Origin of the sequence: Bacillus sp. FSL K6-0042 (genome assembly GCF_038006685.1) — a bacterium.
GTDB lineage: Bacteria > Bacillota > Bacilli > Bacillales > Bacillaceae_G > Bacillus_A > Bacillus_A pseudomycoides.
In genome coordinates this window covers 50,129-68,124 of the sequence record NZ_JBBOVS010000002.1, presented here as the reverse complement: position 1 = coordinate 68,124, position 17,996 = coordinate 50,129, and the positions used below count along the sequence as shown (strand labels likewise).

Below are 17,996 nucleotides of genomic sequence, written 5' to 3'. Positions count from 1 at the left end.
TTTTGGGTAAATTGAATATTCCGCATATTCCATGATACATAATTTGGAAGTTGATTAAAAGAAATAATTTCCATGAAACGTCCCGTTTGTGTAACAGATTTCATTTCCATGTTTGTGTAGCGAAGCCGAAGGAATCCGCATCGTTACGACGTTTGCGGACAATCACAAAGGCTAGTGATAAAAGGAAGTGTGAAAACAAAATTCGGTAGTCTCAAAAGGTACACCTTTTGGGATGCTTTTATTACTAAGTATTAAAAAATACGGAGAAGCCTTTGTGTGTCTATAAAAGTATACCTTTACAGATACATAGAATCATATAAAAACTCACGTCTATAAATGTCTATTTTAAACTTTACAGATATCTGTTTATTCTATATACCTTTACAGACATAGTTGTTATAATTATCAATGAGGTGTAGCATATGAAATATAAAATATTTGGATATGTACGAGTTTCGAGTAAAGATCAAAACGAAGAACGGCAAATTCAGAATATGAAGGATTTAGGGATAGAAGAACGAGATATTTTCATAGATAAAGAATCTGGAAAAAATATGGAGCGAGAGAATTATCAAATGCTAAAACGTCTTGTTCGTACAGGAGATACCATTGTGTTTGACTCTTTGACAAGACTTGGAAGAAACATGAATGATACATTAGAAGAATTTAGATATTACGAAAAACATAAAGTAAATTTACAATTTATAAAGGAACCATACATTAACGTCAATTACACTGGAGAAAGTACAAATGATGTTATTCAGAGCGCAATTCAAAAAGCAACACTGACAATATTATCTGCCTTTGCAGAAAAAGAGCGCATTGATATTAAACAACGTCAAGCTGAAGGAATTGCTCTTGCTAGGAAGCAAGGTAAACGTTTAGGACGTCCGCCTGTCGAAATAACAGAAGAATTTATGGATGCTTACAAAGAATGGAAATCCGGTTCAATTACAGCCGTAGGAGCTATGAAAAAGTATGGCATCAAACGTTCCTCATTTTATAAACTTGCCAAACAGTATGAGGAAAATTAAATTGTATATGTTTTGACATATTCATTTTAAAATGTGGATGGGACCCCTTTTAACAAAACCGGAGTGGAAATGATGAGTATAAATAGTTTTGTGGGATTGATAAAGGACGAATTATTAAAAGAGGTAAGCATAAGAAGTGAGGATGAATTCGAGCCTGTAGTAGTTAAAGATATTCCTAGAATTTGGAAGTGTTTAGGGACAGGTAATTATGCCGCAGTATTTATGCACAAAGAATACAAAGATTGGGTAGTGAAAGTTTACGCGCGAGAAGGAGAAGGAATTGAAAAAGAGTCAGAAGTATACCGAAGAATCGGAAATCATCCTTCTTATTCGAAGCTTATATATAAAGGAGAAAATTTCATAGTATTGAAACGTTTAAAAGAAATTACCTTATACGATGCTATTCATAAGGGGATTAAAATTCCTAAGCAGGTAATCCTTGATATCAATGAAGCTTTAGAGTATGCAAGGGAACAAGGATTAACTCCTTGTGATGTTCATGGGAAAAATGTGATGATGGAAAACGGAAGGGGATATGTAGTCGATGTATCTGATTTCTTAAAAACAAAAGAAGATAGTAAGTGGAGAGACCTAGAAAAGGCATATTTTACATTTTACTTGCCTTTCATTTATAAATTGCCGTTCCCTGTTAAAATACCGTATTTCATGTTAAACATTGTTAGACGTTCATATAGAAAATATAAGAAGCTTAAAAAGAAATTCAAATTGTAAAAGGACCACATACTAGGGTACCGCTAGCATTTTGGAAAAAAACCCACGCTAAGAACATGCAAGATTTTATACAATTTTTCGGATAATCCAGTAACAAACGAGAACCCTAAAACCACGCCAGGATAGGAATGTATAAAAAAATGCATAGTTCCATAGAACAAAAAAAGGAGGATCCCTTGTGAGAGTAGGGATCCTCCTTGTCTTCGCTACCAATAATAGGACGTTATGTTAACCGGACGTGTATACGATATTCATAGTTTTTTCTCTAAATAACGAAGCAATTTAGAAAAAAATCACCTCTGTATAAATATAGTAAAGCGGTCACTGTAGTGGTATAATTCACCAAGCCTCTTATCCGCTAAAGGAAGTGATAATATGTTTTTAGAACAAGAAGTTTACGGAATGTTAAATTGGGGATTTGCTATTGTAATTGTAGTTGAATTCTTTTTTGTCATTCATCTTTGGATATCACAAAAATTTGATAAAGGTTCTTTTATCTTTATCTTAAGTCATATCATCTTCTTTTTCTTTGCTGGATATAATTTACTGATTGCAATAAATACCTTTGAAAATGAAACTGGTATGGGTTCAGAAGAAGCTTCAGTACATATAGTAATCGCAGGCGTGTTGTGGGCATTAAGTGTTATATTTTTATTATTTAGCTTTTCTCGCCTTGCTAAGGCTAAAAAATAAATTTTTGTTCTAATAACTTCCAATAACGGAAATTATGGTGCGACAAGAAGTTGCATTCCCACAGTGTAGCTTACGCTACCCCTCTAGACGCAAAGAAGGTCTCCATCCGAAACTGTATTTCTGGTAACGGGAATGTAGGTTGCATGAGGAAATGCGGAAACAGAGGACAAATGCATGGTCCGGAACACTGCTAGGAGAAGATAGGTATGGTAAACGAGAGTGAAGGTTTGTAAGCTTCGTAAACGTTAGCTCAAGATAATGCATGGCTTTGCTTGGGTATTGGCAAGAGGAAAAGTAGGGTCATAATACTACTGTGCTGCGTCCCGCATCTTGCTCGGAGTAAAGAACCTGCCTAACCCTATCGCATCTGTGGAATGTGGAACTTGGTAAGCCCTATGTTATCTGTATAAACAGTAGAGAGATCGAAAGGTCAAACGATGTAACAGAGGGTATGGGATATGGGAGAAAGCAAATGCCGTTATACCGAAAGGTAACAGGAAAGCAAAAAATGTATAACTGAACGGATACTGTCGTCCTTTTGGACACATTATGACAGACTTGAAAGAGGGCCCACTTCCCATAGGTCTTCAACACATAAATACATTTGTGGTTAACTTCTGATGAAAAGGAGCGTGCAGTTATGAACACCTCAGAAAGAGCGTCGGCGCACGCTTCATATACAAATTGGAATTCAGTAGATTGGCATACAGTCCAAAAGTATGTGATGAAGCTACGACAAAGAATTTATCGTGCCGAACAACAAAAGAAACTTAGAAGAGTCAGGAAACTTCAACGATTACTCCTACGGAGTGAAGCTAACTTACTGTTGTCCATTAGAAAAGTAACACAACAGAATAATGGAAAGCGTACCTCTGGAGTAGACGGTTATACAGCACTTCATTCTGGCAAAAGAAACGAATTATACCGACAGCTAAAGAGGCTCAGTATATTTCAACATCTTCCCAAGCCAGCGAAACGAACCTATATCGCTAAGAAAAACGGAAAACTGAGACCTCTCGGTATTCCAACTATCAAAGACAGAGTCTATCAAAATATGGTGAAAACGGCGCTAGAACCGCAATGGGAAGCACGATTTGAACCCGCCTCATACGGGTTCCGACCGAAGCGGAGTACACACGATGCCATTAGTAATATCTTTAATAAGATTAACACAAACAGTAAGAAAAAGTGGATATTTGAAGGTGATTTTAAAGGATGCTTTGACCATCTAAGTCATCATTGGATACGAAAACAAACTTATAGTTTTCCAGGAAAAACACTGATTCAGCGATGGTTGGAGGCTGGATATATAGATCAACATTCTTTCTCTGAAACAAAGGAAGGAACTCCGCAAGGAGGAATTATATCCCCGCTTCTAGCTAACATTGCATTACACGGAATGGAGGAGGAACTTGGCGTTATATATCGAAAGACATATAAATTCAATGAAAGCTACACAATTCATCCTAAATGCAAAATAGCGATTGTTCGATACGCGGATGATTTCGTTGTCTTAACAGAAACGAAACAACAGGCTCAATCCATATATGAAAAGATACAACCGTACTTGAATAAAAGAGGACTTGAGCTGAGTATTGAAAAAACAAAGGTGACTCACATTGAAGAGGGATTTGATTTCCTAGGTTTTTCCGTACGTCAGTACAAAACGTGGCAAGGGAATAAATTACTGATTAAACCCAGCAAAGATAGCGTTAAGAAGGCAAAGGAAAAGATAAGGGATACGTTCCGCATCATGAGAGGACAGCCTATTAGGGAACTCATTAAAGTGTTAAACCCAATTATTAGAGGGTATGGACAATATTGGAGACATGTCGTATCTCAAAAGACATATGATAAAATCGGTCATTATATTTTCGAGAAAATATGTAAACATCTTATCCGATTGCACCCTAAGAAATCATGGAAATGGATAAAGAAGACTTACTTCAAAAAGCCTCATCACGGAGGCAAGAAATCTTGGACTCCGACCTGTCCTCTAACAAATATCCAGCTCTTACAAATGCCTTGGTTTAAAATCAAACGGCATGTGATGGTCTTATATAAGAACAGTCCCGATGACCCTACTCTTAAAGAATACTGGGAAAAGCGAGACCGTAAGGTCTTTGATGGAACTAATACCTTAGATAGAATTAAACTGGCGAAAAAACAAGGGTATCGTTGTGCGTTATGCAGACAACCACTACAAAATGGAGAAAAGGTTATTATACGTGATTTACCAGTACACTCAAATAAGGTTACAAAGCTAGTACATGTACCTTGCGTCAAGTAAGAAGTTGTTTGGATAAAAAGAAGGCTTGAGCCGTATGACGGGAAAGCTGTCACGTACGGTTCTTAGGAGAGTTAGAGGCAGTGATGCCCCTCGCTTATCCGACTAAATGAGCTGTCCATATGGACGGCTTGTTGTATTTTTTGCTTAGCGTGGGTTTTTTCCAAAATGCTGGCGATACCCCATCACCATCAAGCTAAGATTTTGAAGTACCCCCTAAACGAAAATTTTGTGTCTTTTATAGCAACGAAGTTCATTTTTTTCGTTTTGGGGGTAACCTGTTCTGTTAAGTTGATGGGCATGTACCGTTCCCCCTCAATTCCCGAATGATCCTTACGCAAAAGAGACTTGTCCATGACAAGCCTCTTCCCCGCCCTATTTATTTATACTATTCTCAACAAGCACAGTGGCATCTTCTAATGTGCGTTGCATACTATCTGCACGTTGGTCCGTCATATTTTGATCACGTACAGCTGCTTCGGCTACTTGTATTTTTTGCTCTAATGCTTTCACTGGTTCATTCATGTATTGCCCTACCTCTGTTCCTACTTGTATCTTTGTTAAGAAATCTTTTGCTCTATTAATCTTTACTTGAAGTTTTTCTTTCGCCGTTTGTGGCTTTTCTTCTGCCACTTTAGAATGTAAAAAGGTTTGATGTGCCGTTTGTAACGATTGATACATTGTAACGATTTCTTCTTTTGTTACCATCATTCTTTCAAACGTTTCTTTTGCACCGTTATATGCTTTTTGTAATGCGGCAAACGCTTTTTGTGAATATTGACCAGGCTTCTCTCCAAATTCGTAAGTACCTGCCAATGTTTCATTTACCTTATTCATTTCTTCATATAAGTTATGGATCTCTTCTATTTTTATCCGATTATTAAACTCATTATAAGCCGCTTTCACTTCAGAAGGTGTTAGTGCCTTACTATATAGTCTTGCAAGTGTGACTTTTCCATTTAATGGAACATCGCCATTGCCAGAGCTTGTTGGATCTGCTCCAATCGCAAATGGTACGTTTGGATGATACACTTTCCCCGTTACTCGCTGACTATTTACTTTTTTTCCATCTACATATACTGCAAGTTCACTTCCATTATATGTTCCTGTTAGATGGTATGTTTTATTAGCTTCTAGCTGTACACCAATACGTTTATAACTGCCACCAATATGTGCCCATAATTCTACATAACCAGAACCTGTTGATTCAAATCCAATTCCACCGCTTTCAGTATTTTCCATAATTGCTTGATTGCGAATTTGATTCATAGAAAACACTGCTTCCAGTGTAAAGGAATCCTTTACCTTTTCTTTTTGCTCATTTGAAAATGGAATATATCCATATGTATTATTCCGTCCACTTAATTTCATTACGTGCTTCTTTAAAGGTTTCTCATACTCAATTGCTACATTTCCTTTTACACTTCCATTTGCACCAAACGATGAATAATCTTTAAAAGTACCATCTAAAAAGTTCACATCGAATACATCTGCTTTCGGTACTTTCGCATTCGGATCAATTACTTCTGTATTCGTTTCAAATTCTTCGCGCAAAGGAGCACTACTTTCATTTCCAAATGAATCTAATGCTGTTACTTCTATGTTATATTCCATATTAATCTCTAGTCCACCTAATGTAAATGTCAGCTCTTTAGGCACCGGATCCCGGTAGAACTCGGAGAAGGCTAAAATCTGGTTTTTCACCTTTCCTGTTGCTTTCTCTTTTGCTTGCAAACGGTATGAGTGAACGAGTAAATTATCTACAGCTTGCGGAAATGTCGCTGTCACAGATGTCTCTGTTATATTCGAAAGTTTCAGCTTTGCATCTTGTGAAAATGTCGGCTTTTCCTTATCACGATCTTCTGTATACTTAAAAGATTCTTTCTTTGCTGGAAGTTCAACTACCCACGGCTCACCCGTCCAAGAGTTCGTATGAAAATCACGGCGATGAATCGTCACTTTTTGATCGTCTACTTCTACCAATAAACCTTGGCTTAATGTTTCAGCTCCCGGCGGAATATTTCCTTGTACTTTTCCGCTTTCCACTTCCATATAACTAACTGATGATGTACCAACAGACGTAAAGTCTTTTTGGTGAATTGACCTTGGATCATCAAGTGGATAATGAGAATGACCAGAAAACGTTACAGCTTGTGGATACTCTTTTAAGACTTCATTAATTTTGGCACTATCATTTGTCCCCCATTCATGACTCCCGTACACTGTTCCTTTAATTTGCTGATGTAAAAAGACAAAGATTGGCTTATTTGGATCAGCTAGCTTCGCTTTTACTAATTCCTGCTTCAACCAATTAATTTGTGTATCTGAATAATATCCATGTGTCACTCTATTTTCCGGGCTCATCACAAGAAAATGATAGCCTTTTACAACTTTGTGATAATAGATAGATTCCATTCCTGTTTTTTTAAGAAAACGTTTCTGTGCATCATGTGCCAATAATCCGTTCCAATAATCATGGTTACCTAAAGTATACATAGCAGTTGCATTTTGATTTCCATATTGCTTATAAGTTTGGAAGAAACGATCATACTGCTGCGTCGAGCCACTGTCTGTAAAATCACCAACAACTACAAAAGCATCTTGTCTTGGAGCTACTTCGTTTAATTGCTGCAGCGCTCTTTGAAAACGAAACGTATCATCCGTTCCACTATTTTTAATGTGTACATCACTTAACACCGGAAAAACAATCTTCTTCTCTGACGATTCTTTCTCTGTTTTTTCTTCTTTTGTTTCCGCAAAACTAGTCCAAGAAAAAGATGTAAATACTAAAAAGAAAACTGCTAAAAAACCAATAAGATCTTTCACTTTACACAACATCTTTTTGATCACAAAAATCCTCCTCACATATATTGTAAAATACAAGAATATTTTAGCAAAACGTTATTAAACTAGTATAAATTAAAGGTAAAAAATGTTAAAAATTTGTAAAACAAAGTAAAAAACCGCCAAAATAAGGCGGTTTTCTTATCGACATTCTCTTCTATTTTTTCTTAATAAGCTTGTACATAACGACCCCAATGGTTCTGGTGCGAAAACTTCAAGATAATTACAAGTAATCCCTAAATCTTGGACATACTGATACTATTACTCTAAAAAAGGTACGTGATCAGTATGGAAAAGCGAAATTTATTCAAGTGGAAGCATTATCATCATGATATTATTTTGCAAACAGCAAGATGGTACCTACGGTACAACTTGAGCTTTCGTGATTTGGTGGAAATGATGGAGGAAAGGGGCTTATCTATGGCCCACACAACGATTATGCGTTGGGTTCACCAATATGATCCTGAGTTAAATAAGAGAGTTCGTCGGCATCTTAAGAAAACGAACGATTCTTGGAGAGTCGATGAAACCTATATCAAAGTAAAAGGTCAATGGATGTACTTATATCGTGCAGTTGATTTAGAGGGAAATACAATTGATTTTTATCTAAGTAAATCAAGGGATAAACAAGCAGCCAAGCGCTTTTTCAAGAAAGCCTTGGCTTTTTCGTATGTTTCTAAACCTCGCTTGATAACAGTGGATAAGAACCCTGCCTATCCTGTAGCGATTCAAGAGTTGAAAGAAGAGAAACATATGCCTAGGTATACAACTAAGGCAAGTGAAATATCTCAATAATATAGTGGAACAAGACCACCTATTTATTAAAAGACGAGTTTGTTCTATGTTAGGGTTCAATTCATTTAAAACAGCTATCTCTATATTGAGTGGTGTTGAAGCCATGCATATGATGAAAAAAGGGCAACTTGGTTTACCGGACAAGTCTGTCCAAAGTCAGAAACAATTTATTCATAAATTGTTTGGCTTAGCTTCCTAAGATAGAAATGAAGAGGAAATTGCCACTCTATGTTTCTAACTAATATTTTTGCACCAGAACCCTTTCCTTTATTATCAAGAACTAAATGAAAAAGCTTTTAAAATAAAAGAATATTAATTATAAAATTCTTCAATTCTGTCCAACCATTCATTTACTAGAGTGTTAAAAAGTTGTGGTTGCTCTATTTGTAAATTATGACCAGCGGTATCCAATACGGTAAATGTTCCTCTCGGATATTTATGTAAAATGTTAAGTGCATCTTTATAGCCAACAGAAGAGTCTTGTCTTCCTAAAAGAAATACACTTGGTTTATCAAAATTATACTGATCGACCTTAAATGAAAACTCATATTTATTCCTAACTCTATTTAAAAACTTTTCGTCTGCAATTTTACACCCTGCAACAATTTCATTTTTGTATCGTAACCAATTATACTCATCAAGTACAACTTGATTACTTTTGAAATGTTCTAATTCCTCTTTCGATAAAATTTCAATAAATCTATCATCTGTTTTCAAGATTCTATGTTTCTCAACTGCTCTATTTTCGCTCAGAGGAATAATAACAGGACATATAAATGCAGCTCCGAGTATTCGTTCTTTTTGTTTTTCGATAAGTCCTCTAGCTATATAACCGCCGTAAGATTCACCAGCAATTATGTATTCTTGATCAGGGAGAACTTCTTGAATAAAATCTAAAACAGCATTCAACATTTCATCAGAGCAACTTATTTCGTCATAGTTTTTTGTTACTCCCATTCCAGGTAAATCAATATAAATACGTCGCCATCCATCCCTCTTAGTAAATATAGGTTCCATACAACCACTCATTAATCGATGATCAGGTGTATAGCCATGTATCATTAAAATTGGTTTTCCTTTTCCTATATCTTCATAGTAAATGTCGGCTTGTCGAACCTTGCAATATGGCATATTGAATCCTTCTTCCTTAAAAAGTTCAAATATTGGAACGATTATTCCCTCCAAATTCAAATATACAAGAAGATAATTGAAAATTCCAGTTATGAAAAACAAAAAGAACTTGTAGCCAATCACTACAAGTTCTTTTTGAGATAATGGTTTGATAAGTTTATTATATAACAAATGTTAACATTTAAAGATTTTAATTTCGAAAATTATGTGAATTAAGAAAATAGAACGGTTTATTGTGTTTGTATCCCTTAAAAAATCCATTTGTTCATTTCGTATAAATCACTTTAACTCAATGTCTATATCATAATAAATTAGTAAAAATAATAGTATAGCTAAATAGAGAAGAATGTGGGATTCTTACTTAATGATCTATATTTAGGATTAATTAACTATAATAAAATGAAACTCATGTTATCACTACATATAATTCATAAACATATTGAGAGTGCTGTGATTCTGGCCGTGTATTTTGAGAAGAAGTAAATTTGTATATTTTTTACAAGAAATCATAAAAAAGACTTAGTCCTTGTGAGGAAAATAAGCCTCTTTACTATTTAGACTCACACAAATGATCTGTACATCAATTTAGCTGTGATAAACAGATCATTTGTAAGATGATAATTCATTGTAAAGAAGTAAAGATTACATGAATGCTTTTAATAGAGTTGTTATTAACGGAATTACTCCACCTAAAAATGATAAAATTGCAATTGCGATTGTCATAATAATTCCTCCTTTTAAATTTCTGAATATTAAGAATTATATAAATTCATTATATTACAGAATTAGGAATATGACAATATCTTTTTTTATTCTCTATAAGATTTCGAAATATGCCCATAACAACATTTTTCACGCCGCATTTATTCATGATAATTAAGTTCACTTTTTCCGTTTTGGGGTGGATTTGTTTTCTTAAGTTGATGGGCATGTGGCGAGCCCCCATCGCTATCAAGCTAAGCTCATACAACGTTAATTATTATAGAGGTTGTTTCTTTTTTATAAAGATTATGTGTAGAGAATTTAAAGATTTGCATACGAAATAAACCCTATCGGGTTTCATTTTTTTGAATTAAGCCGCTTGATTATCAGACGTGGTACAATTGTAAACGACACCTAATATATCAAAGACTGTTTTCTTCTCATATCGATGAGATTTTCGCCCATTTTGCTGTAGGAGGTTGAACAGGCGAATTAGAATCTTTGATAGCTCTTGGGTGTCTTTCTGTATAGCTTGGAATAGAAGAAAAAAATAGTCTTTAATCATATAAATAGCTTTATATTCACTCAATTCTTGTTTCTTCTTCATAAGAAGTAACTTCCGCATTTGAAACATAATAGAAGAACAGAGTAGAATGGCAATCAGTTGCCCATACAAATGGCATTCTAATCGTTCTTGTTTTATCTTTTTACAATGATGAATGCAAAAGAATGATTTCCACGTTTTAAATAAAATTTCGATTTGCCAACGTAAAGAATACCAATCATGTACTTGTTCCATTGGTACAACATCTGTAGAAGTGTTTGTCATATATACATTGATACCACTGAGTCGTTTACTACGAGGAGAATACTTCATTCCTTTCTTTTTTTCTCTTACGGTTTGATCTTGTAGTCGTTTTTCTTGTTGTTCTTTTGTTAGTCGATGAACAATCACACGAGTTTGTACCTTATCCTTCATTCCTACATAAGCGTTGGATATTTCACATGTTTGTCCTGGCAGAAGAGAGTTCATTAAATCCTCCATATCTATTTGTATATACTCTGTACCTTTCTTGATTCTTCCATCTTTAAAATAATCAGGATTGGGATTTTTTTGATAAATACGTGTATTCGACTTGATACGAGAGATATAGTAAGCCTTTTTATCCTGTATATGTTGAAGATCTTTCAGATGAAAATATCCTAAATCTCGGATACATAAATCATTCGCTGTCACAGTTGGGACACACAGAGAACCGTAGGTTCGATCATGTTGTTTACCTGGACCGGTATGAATATGCAGGAACCGTCCACTTAATAAATCATATTCAAGCTGAATTTTCACCCCCGCTGTATGGCTGCAGCCTCCTGCACCTGGATAAACGAATGAAAAGGAATCTGGGAGCTGAAATGCAGTTGAATCTAAAATACGAATACGCTTAAAAACAGAAGTATATGGAGAAGAAATCGGTATAGATGAGGCCAATTTTTGGTTTAGTAGTTCAGCTAATATGTGTTGCAAAAATTGGACGGCCGTTTTATTAAACCGTTGATTCAATCCCTCAGGACTGATGAGCACTTCTGTTGATGCTTCTAAACAGCTAGATAACTGAGTTAAAGAAGTCGTAGCGACATTTTGGCTCATCCATACACATAAAGCAACTAAATCTTTTGCTTGGTACTTACTGGTTCGTTGCACAAAACCAACGTCTTTAGCAAGGTCCCGTAAAGTATTTGGAGATAACAAGCTTTGAATCTCTTGAGCGAATAGCTGTAATTCATCGGATACAGAAATAGACATAAAAAACGCCATCCTTTCTTATGATTCTACAGAAAGAATAGCGTATTTTTTTATTTTAGGGGGGATTTTGTTTTATTAGCTTGATAGCGATGTGGCGAGCCCCCAACTTGAAACTAAAATGTATGGGTTTATTCAACACGTTGATTACCTTTTATTATTCTTCCTATAGATAACTTTTGTCTGATTTTATATAATTATCTTTGTTTTCTAGTATTCGTAATTTAAGGAGATATTAGTTCAATGAAAAATGTATATGAAATACTAAATGCTCAAATTGAGGAAAAAAGAAAAGAGATGTTTTTTTTAAGTAAGCTTTATGGCTTAACATCTCAGGAAACTATTCAAGCAAGTCAACAATTAGATCAATTGCTTAATCTGGCAAGACTTTGCATACAGAAAAATTCTAAAGTAAATGCCTGTAAGTAAAATTTCCCCGTTAACTACCATATTCATTTAATCATCCTAAGTTTGCTATAAGGGGTCACTATATCATTACGGGAAAATTGTACGCTAAGGACTACAAACCCTTATCATTACAGTATTTTATAAAGATGAATACATGTTCAGAAAGATAAAAACCTAAGTTTAATTGAACATTGATTTGTTTACACACTTTATGAACATGATTATAGCTAGAATACGTTGATATTATCGAGTTTTATCCTCTGTTCATAAACATAGAATTTTCTGTACACAAAAAAGGACCTAACCTTTTGCATAGCAAAAGGTTAGGTCCTTTTTCAAATCTATATAAAGCAAACTACCATTTACCTATGATTCAATCACAATAGGCTAATCCTTTATTCACTTCTTGTATGTCGAAGAAAGAGGGATCAAAATCCAATAAATTCCAGTCCTCATAAATTGAATATTGAGGATGTGAAGGATCTTTGATAGCTTCTAAAAATTCAAGATATCCTGGAATACCTCCAATATCCTCTAATGGGGCTGCATTTTCTCCTCCTATACATGTTACTTCATCTGAAGATTGATCCAGTATATTTTCAACTTGAATCTGTAGCAACCAATGATCTCCAAAGTCATATACATATTGAAAAATCTGATCTTTCTTTTTGATCTGTTCAAGTAACATGGTTCTACCAGCACGTAGCATCCGAGATGGCGTTGTCTTTTCCAATGTAGAAAAGGAAATGCTCGAATCAGGTGAATCCGATATAGCATACTTCCCTACAGTAAATTCAAACAAATGTTGGTGCTCCCACTGAAATAAGCATTGAATCACATCGTGTAAATCAGCAAAAGTTAATTTTGCGGGTAAAATAACCTTTCTCCAAATGGGGAAAGGGCATCCCACTAATTCCAAATGTAATTGATAACATTTCATTCTTATTTCCTCCCGTCTGAAATAATGGCATATTTCTCATTTTCACTGAAATCATGAGAAATGGGTAGTAAAAATCAGCGAAAGGAATCAAAAATTATCGTTTTTGATAATACAATCAAGCCTTATTGCCGTTCTTGTTCCATTACTACACAGATCTCGTTTGATAGTAAATTTCTCATTATAGATATATCTGTTATTTGTGAATTTAATATTTAAAATTAACAGAAAATTCAATATTGTAAAAATAAGATGGGTAACTTTGCCCATCCCCCGAAAAAGTGGAATAAGAAAAGTACCCATTTTCAAGAATGGGTACTTTTTGTAGTATTTATAAAACAGCCATTTTATTTGTTTCTGATAATTTAATAGACATACAAATAAAAGCACTAAATAAAGGATGTCCCTTAATTGGACCAGATGTAAATTCTGGATGGAACTGTGCTGCCACGAACCAAGGGTGTTCTCTTAATTCAATGATTTCAACTAAGCGACCGTCTGGGCTTGTACCAGAGAATACAAACCCTGATTTTTCCATATCTGGACGGAATTGATTGTTGAACTCATAACGATGACGATGACGCTCATATACAACCGGCTCATTGTAAGCTCTATAAGCATTTGTTTCTTCAGAAAGCTTACATGGGTATAGGCCAAGACGAAGTGTACCACCTAAGTCTTCTACATCTTTTTGTTCTGGTAATAAGTCGATGATTGCATAAGGTGTGTCAGGATTAATTTCAGAAGAGTTAGCTCCTTCTAATCCTAATACGTTACGTGCGAATTCAATTGATGCAAGTTGCATACCTAAGCAAATTCCTAAGAATGGAACTTTGTTTTCACGAGCATATTGGATTGCAACGATTTTACCTTCTACACCACGATCTCCGAAGCCACCTGGTACAAGGATACCATCTGTGTCTCCTACTAATTCTTGTACATTTTCTGCTGTTACGTGCTCAGCGTTTACCCATTTGATTTCAACATCTGCATCGAAAGAGTAACCCGCATGACGAAGTGCTTCTACAACAGAAATGTATGCATCTTGAAGTTCTACATATTTACCAACAAGAGCGATTCTTGTTTTCTTAGAAAGATTACGTACTTTTTCAACTAACGCAGTCCACACTGTCATGTCTGCAGCTGGATTGTCTAATTTTAAGTGATCACAAACGATTTGGTCCATGTTTTGCTCTTGAAGAGATAATGGAACCGCATATAAAGTATCTGCGTCACGTGCTTCAATAACCGCTTTTGGATCGATGTCACAGAATAATGCAAGCTTATCTTTCATGTCTTGAGATACAGGCAGTTCTGTACGAACAACGATAATATTTGGTTGAATACCTAAGCTGCGTAGTTCTTTAACACTATGTTGTGTTGGTTTTGTTTTCATTTCACCCGCTGCTTTTAAGTATGGAATTAATGTACAGTGAATGTACATTACATTGTCACGACCGATGTCGCTCTTAATTTGACGGATTGCTTCTAAGAATGGTAGAGACTCGATATCACCAACAGTTCCACCGATTTCTGTAATAACAACATCCGCATTAGTTTCGCGTCCAGAACGGTATACGCGCTCTTTAATTTCGTTCGTAATGTGAGGAATAACTTGAACTGTTCCTCCTAGGTATTCACCACGACGCTCTTTTTGAAGAACTGAAGAGTAAATTTTACCTGTTGTTACGTTGCTGTATTTGTTTAAGTTGATGTCGATGAAACGCTCATAGTGACCAAGGTCTAAGTCAGTTTCTGCACCATCATCTGTTACGAATACCTCACCATGTTGGTATGGGCTCATAGTCCCTGGGTCTACGTTAATGTATGGATCAAACTTTTGAATCGTTACGTTTAAACCACGATTTTTTAAAAGTCTTCCAAGAGATGCTGCTGTAATACCTTTTCCTAAAGACGATACTACACCACCTGTTACAAAAATATACTTAGTCATCTTTCTCCCCCACTAAATCCTCATAGGTATTATATTTTCTCAAAAAAGAAGAATTCTGTTATGAATTCTTCTTTTTTACCAATGCAAAAATACAATTATTTATACAAACAATTCATGTTCAAATTCACTATTTATATAAACAACATTATTTTCAATTCGAAGTTTATCTTCAATATATAATTTTATTGCCCTTGCCAATGCTCTTTTTTCCACATTTATAATCGCTTCTTTTAAATCATATTCTGAGTAATGTGGTTTTACTTCAACAGCAGCCTGCGTAATAATTGGTCCCTGGTCAACCTCATTATTTATAAAATGAACAGTAGCTCCTGTAATTCTTACACCTTTTTGGATTGCTTTTAATTGAGCTTTATCTCCAACAAATGCTGGAAGAAGTGATGGATGTGTATTAATGGTTTTATCACCATATTTATTAATAAAATCACTGCTAAATATTCTACGGTATCCGCCTAAAACGATTAAATCAATATTATATTTATCAATTAAGGCTGAGATTTCCTCTTCATGACCTTGCCTATTTGAAAAATTTTTATGATCTATACAGTAAGCATCACAGCCTTTAGGAATAGGTAATTGATTTAAATCTAATTCTGAATTGTTGGTAATAACTAAAGAAAGCTGCGAATCAATTGATAAGGTATTTAAACACTCTTCAACTGTTTTAAGTAATGACCCACGACCAGAAAAAAGAAAAGCTACTCTTTTCATAATTTATCTCTCCAATCTTTTATTCATAATAAACTCTTTTTCAATTTGACTAAAATCATGTTTAGAAATATTTCTATTAAACATATTGAATTTCCCATTAATCATTACATGAACAGGCTCTTTTTTTAGAATTGTATTTAAAAATAATAAAGGTGGCTCCTGAGAATCTATAAATATACTCTTTCTATCAAAAAAGCATAAATCAGCGAGCATACCCTCTTCTATAGTACCTAAGTCTTCTATCCCTAAGGCTAAGGCGCTTTCTTTCGTAAGCGAATCTATAATATTAGTTACCCTTACCTTTTCCTCTAGGGATGACTCACCATGAAAATATAGTGCAAAAGCAGCTTCATAGGACATAGAATTAAATAAATTTACCATCGCAGCGTCTGTTCCTAGACCGATATTATTATGTAATAATTTCTTAAATGGAAAACGCCCAGCACCTGTAAAGCTATTACTTACAGGACAATGAATGAAATTTAATTGTCTTTCTAATAGAATTTCAATATCGCGTTCAGAAAGCTTAGCTGCATGAACTAATAACGTCGAAGAATCCAACAAGCCTAATCTATTTAACAGTTCAATCCCAGTCTCTCCATAGTGATCCAAACATTGTTCTACCTGACTATTCCCTTCACAGATATGCATTACAAATTTTTTGTTTTGTTCTTTTGCAATTTTATGAAGTTCTTGCATAAGTTCCGGCGTGGCCGTCAACTCTGAAGCCGTAGCTGGATGAATCTGTATTAATTCTGATTCATATTTCTCGGAACAGTCTATATATCTTTGGAGAATCTTCTCAAGTGAAGATTCTTCCGGATTAGACTCTTTACCAATCCAGTGATCATTTTGAGAAAAATGTACAACTGCCCTAACTCCGGCCTCTTTCGCTTGCTCAGCATCTACTTCCGCCCGACTTGTAAACATACCAATAGTAGTGACACCTTGGCGAATAGAGTTCAAAATGGAATATAGGGATGCTAAACTTTGTAGTTTCGGCGTTTCAAGATGGTTATTTTTATGTACTTTATCTAAAACATCACTAATACTACAAAACGCCTCCATCCCCCCATAGATTTCCTTACTTGGATGCAAGTGAGCATTGATTAAGCCAGGGAATATAACAAGATTTTGAGCATCAATGCAATCATCACTTTTTAACGAATTAGGAGGAAGTATCTTCTCAATACGATTTCTTGAAATTACAATGTCAGCTTCACAAAAGCTATGCTTTTCCGAATAATATACAGCATTACTTAAGACAATACGGTCATATTTTGTATCTGGTTCAAGATTAGAGTACACTGTAATTCACCACCTCTTAAAAATTTTTCATTAATGTGTAAACTTTTCATGCCTAAGTCTTTAGCTGGGATAATATCATTAGCTAGAGAATCACCAACGAACAAAATCTCATGCGGTTGTACATTTAAATTTTCTAATAAACCATTAAAAAATTGTGAATGCGGCTTACAAAATGGATAATTGCTTCCAAATTGAAAATAAGAAAAATACTCTTTAACTTTATGATACTCCATTTTCCCTATCTGAATTTCTTCCATGCCATTGCTACATACTGCAAGTGACAAGCCCATATTTTGCAACTCTTTAAGTAATGTATGTACGCCAGAAAAAGGGGCACAATGCTTAATATATTCAATACTGTATCGTGAAGTTAAATCTGTTAAATCTTTTTCTAGCTCATAAAACTCACATAACAACTTAAATCTATTAAACAAAGTTTCTTTAACATCTTGAATACCTTTTTCGAAATATTCCCATAAAATTTTATTAAATTTGGCAAATGTACTATGAAACTCATCAAATGATAACCCTACATTTTTAAAATCTGTGCGATATATAGCTTTTAGACTTTCTTTTTCTCCACCTGTATGATCAAAAATTGTTTCATCTAAATCAAACACTACATACTTCATGTATTTTTCACA

At 34.8% G+C, this 17,996-nt stretch carries 14 protein-coding genes; 6 read left to right on the top strand and 8 right to left on the bottom strand.

Going from position 1 to position 17,996, the window contains the following annotated elements; genetic code table 11:
• Positions 1-422 precede the first annotated feature (422 nt).
• The 4 genes from MHH45_RS25905 (at position 423) to ltrA (ending at position 4,749) form a co-directional block, all read left to right on the top strand.
• Positions 423-1,034: a recombinase family protein gene (locus MHH45_RS25905; RefSeq protein ID WP_016131761.1), complete on the top strand. Its 612-nt coding sequence runs from the start codon at positions 423-425 to the stop codon at positions 1,032-1,034.
• 72 nt (positions 1,035-1,106) lie between these two features.
• On the top strand, positions 1,107-1,766 hold the full coding sequence (locus MHH45_RS25900; RefSeq protein WP_340863570.1) for a serine/threonine protein kinase: 660 nt from the start codon (positions 1,107-1,109) through the stop codon (positions 1,764-1,766).
• A gap of 375 nt (positions 1,767-2,141) precedes the next feature.
• Positions 2,142-2,459 (top strand): hypothetical protein, encoded by a 318-nt coding sequence (locus tag MHH45_RS25895; protein ID WP_088094762.1) that lies wholly within the window; start codon positions 2,142-2,144, stop codon positions 2,457-2,459.
• Between the two features lie 640 nt (positions 2,460-3,099).
• Positions 3,100-4,749, top strand: a complete 1,650-nt coding sequence (gene ltrA / locus MHH45_RS25890) for a group II intron reverse transcriptase/maturase (RefSeq protein ID WP_088094673.1) — start codon at positions 3,100-3,102, stop codon at positions 4,747-4,749.
• 372 nt (positions 4,750-5,121) lie between these two features.
• Here ltrA and MHH45_RS25885 read toward each other — a convergent pair whose 3' ends face one another.
• Positions 5,122-7,596 carry a LamG-like jellyroll fold domain-containing protein gene (locus MHH45_RS25885; protein WP_088094723.1) on the bottom strand — a complete coding sequence of 825 codons (2,475 nt, stop codon included), beginning with the start codon at positions 7,594-7,596 and terminating at the stop codon, positions 5,122-5,124.
• A 282-nt stretch (positions 7,597-7,878) separates the two neighbouring features.
• Between MHH45_RS25885 and MHH45_RS25880 the strand changes: the two genes are divergently transcribed.
• A protein-coding gene (locus MHH45_RS25880) for an IS6 family transposase (RefSeq protein WP_416076175.1) occupies positions 7,879-8,584 on the top strand; the annotation gives its coding sequence in 2 pieces (ribosomal slippage) (positions 7,879-8,351 and positions 8,350-8,584; 708 coding nt in all).
• Between the two features lie 113 nt (positions 8,585-8,697).
• Here the strand turns inward: MHH45_RS25880 and MHH45_RS25875 are convergent.
• Entirely contained in the window at positions 8,698-9,516 is an 819-nt protein-coding gene (locus MHH45_RS25875) for an alpha/beta fold hydrolase (protein ID WP_088094724.1), read from the bottom strand.
• 1,072 nt (positions 9,517-10,588) lie between these two features.
• Positions 10,589-12,019: an IS4 family transposase gene (locus MHH45_RS25870; protein ID WP_016113305.1), complete on the bottom strand. Its 1,431-nt coding sequence runs from the start codon at positions 12,017-12,019 to the stop codon at positions 10,589-10,591.
• Between the two features lie 240 nt (positions 12,020-12,259).
• Here MHH45_RS25870 and MHH45_RS25865 point away from each other — a divergent pair, with 240 nt between their 5' ends.
• Positions 12,260-12,445, top strand: coding sequence for an aspartyl-phosphate phosphatase Spo0E family protein (locus MHH45_RS25865; protein WP_088094684.1), 186 nt, complete (start codon positions 12,260-12,262; stop codon positions 12,443-12,445).
• A 352-nt stretch (positions 12,446-12,797) separates the two neighbouring features.
• Here MHH45_RS25865 and MHH45_RS25860 read toward each other — a convergent pair whose 3' ends face one another.
• The 5 genes from MHH45_RS25860 to MHH45_RS25840 form a co-directional block, all read right to left on the bottom strand.
• The gene (locus MHH45_RS25860) at positions 12,798-13,364 is read right to left on the bottom strand and encodes a plasmid pRiA4b ORF-3 family protein (protein WP_088094685.1); all 567 of its coding nucleotides are present in this window, start codon (positions 13,362-13,364) and stop codon (positions 12,798-12,800) included.
• A 328-nt stretch (positions 13,365-13,692) separates the two neighbouring features.
• Complete coding sequence (gene pyrG, locus MHH45_RS25855; protein WP_088094686.1) at positions 13,693-15,315, bottom strand: CTP synthase; 1,623 nt, start codon at positions 15,313-15,315, stop codon at positions 13,693-13,695.
• Between the two features lie 99 nt (positions 15,316-15,414).
• Positions 15,415-16,044 carry a phosphoribosylglycinamide formyltransferase gene (gene purN / locus MHH45_RS25850; protein WP_088094687.1) on the bottom strand — a complete coding sequence of 210 codons (630 nt, stop codon included), beginning with the start codon at positions 16,042-16,044 and terminating at the stop codon, positions 15,415-15,417.
• 3 nt (positions 16,045-16,047) lie between these two features.
• Entirely contained in the window at positions 16,048-17,352 is a 1,305-nt protein-coding gene (locus tag MHH45_RS25845) for an amidohydrolase family protein (protein ID WP_170927986.1), read from the bottom strand.
• On the bottom strand, positions 17,304-17,984 hold the full coding sequence (locus tag MHH45_RS25840; RefSeq protein ID WP_088094689.1) for an HAD family hydrolase: 681 nt from the start codon (positions 17,982-17,984) through the stop codon (positions 17,304-17,306). Before MHH45_RS25840 ends, MHH45_RS25845 begins: the two co-directional genes overlap by 49 nt.
• Positions 17,985-17,996: the final 12 nt, after the last annotated feature.

Coding starts and splice junctions, on each gene's coding strand:
- MHH45_RS25905 (WP_016131761.1), top strand. CDS start 423: ATGAAATATAAAATATTTGGATATGTACGAGTTTCGAGTAAAGATCAA.
- MHH45_RS25900 (WP_340863570.1), top strand. CDS start 1,107: ATGAGTATAAATAGTTTTGTGGGATTGATAAAGGACGAATTATTAAAA.
- MHH45_RS25895 (WP_088094762.1), top strand. CDS start 2,142: ATGTTTTTAGAACAAGAAGTTTACGGAATGTTAAATTGGGGATTTGCT.
- ltrA (WP_088094673.1), top strand. CDS start 3,100: ATGAACACCTCAGAAAGAGCGTCGGCGCACGCTTCATATACAAATTGG.
- MHH45_RS25875 (WP_088094724.1), bottom strand. CDS start 9,516: ATGCCATATTGCAAGGTTCGACAAGCCGACATTTACTATGAAGATATA.
- MHH45_RS25870 (WP_016113305.1), bottom strand. CDS start 12,019: ATGTCTATTTCTGTATCCGATGAATTACAGCTATTCGCTCAAGAGATT.
- MHH45_RS25865 (WP_088094684.1), top strand. CDS start 12,260: ATGAAAAATGTATATGAAATACTAAATGCTCAAATTGAGGAAAAAAGA.
- MHH45_RS25860 (WP_088094685.1), bottom strand. CDS start 13,364: ATGAAATGTTATCAATTACATTTGGAATTAGTGGGATGCCCTTTCCCC.
- pyrG (WP_088094686.1), bottom strand. CDS start 15,315: ATGACTAAGTATATTTTTGTAACAGGTGGTGTAGTATCGTCTTTAGGA.
- purN (WP_088094687.1), bottom strand. CDS start 16,044: ATGAAAAGAGTAGCTTTTCTTTTTTCTGGTCGTGGGTCATTACTTAAA.
- MHH45_RS25840 (WP_088094689.1), bottom strand. CDS start 17,984: ATGAAGTATGTAGTGTTTGATTTAGATGAAACAATTTTTGATCATACA.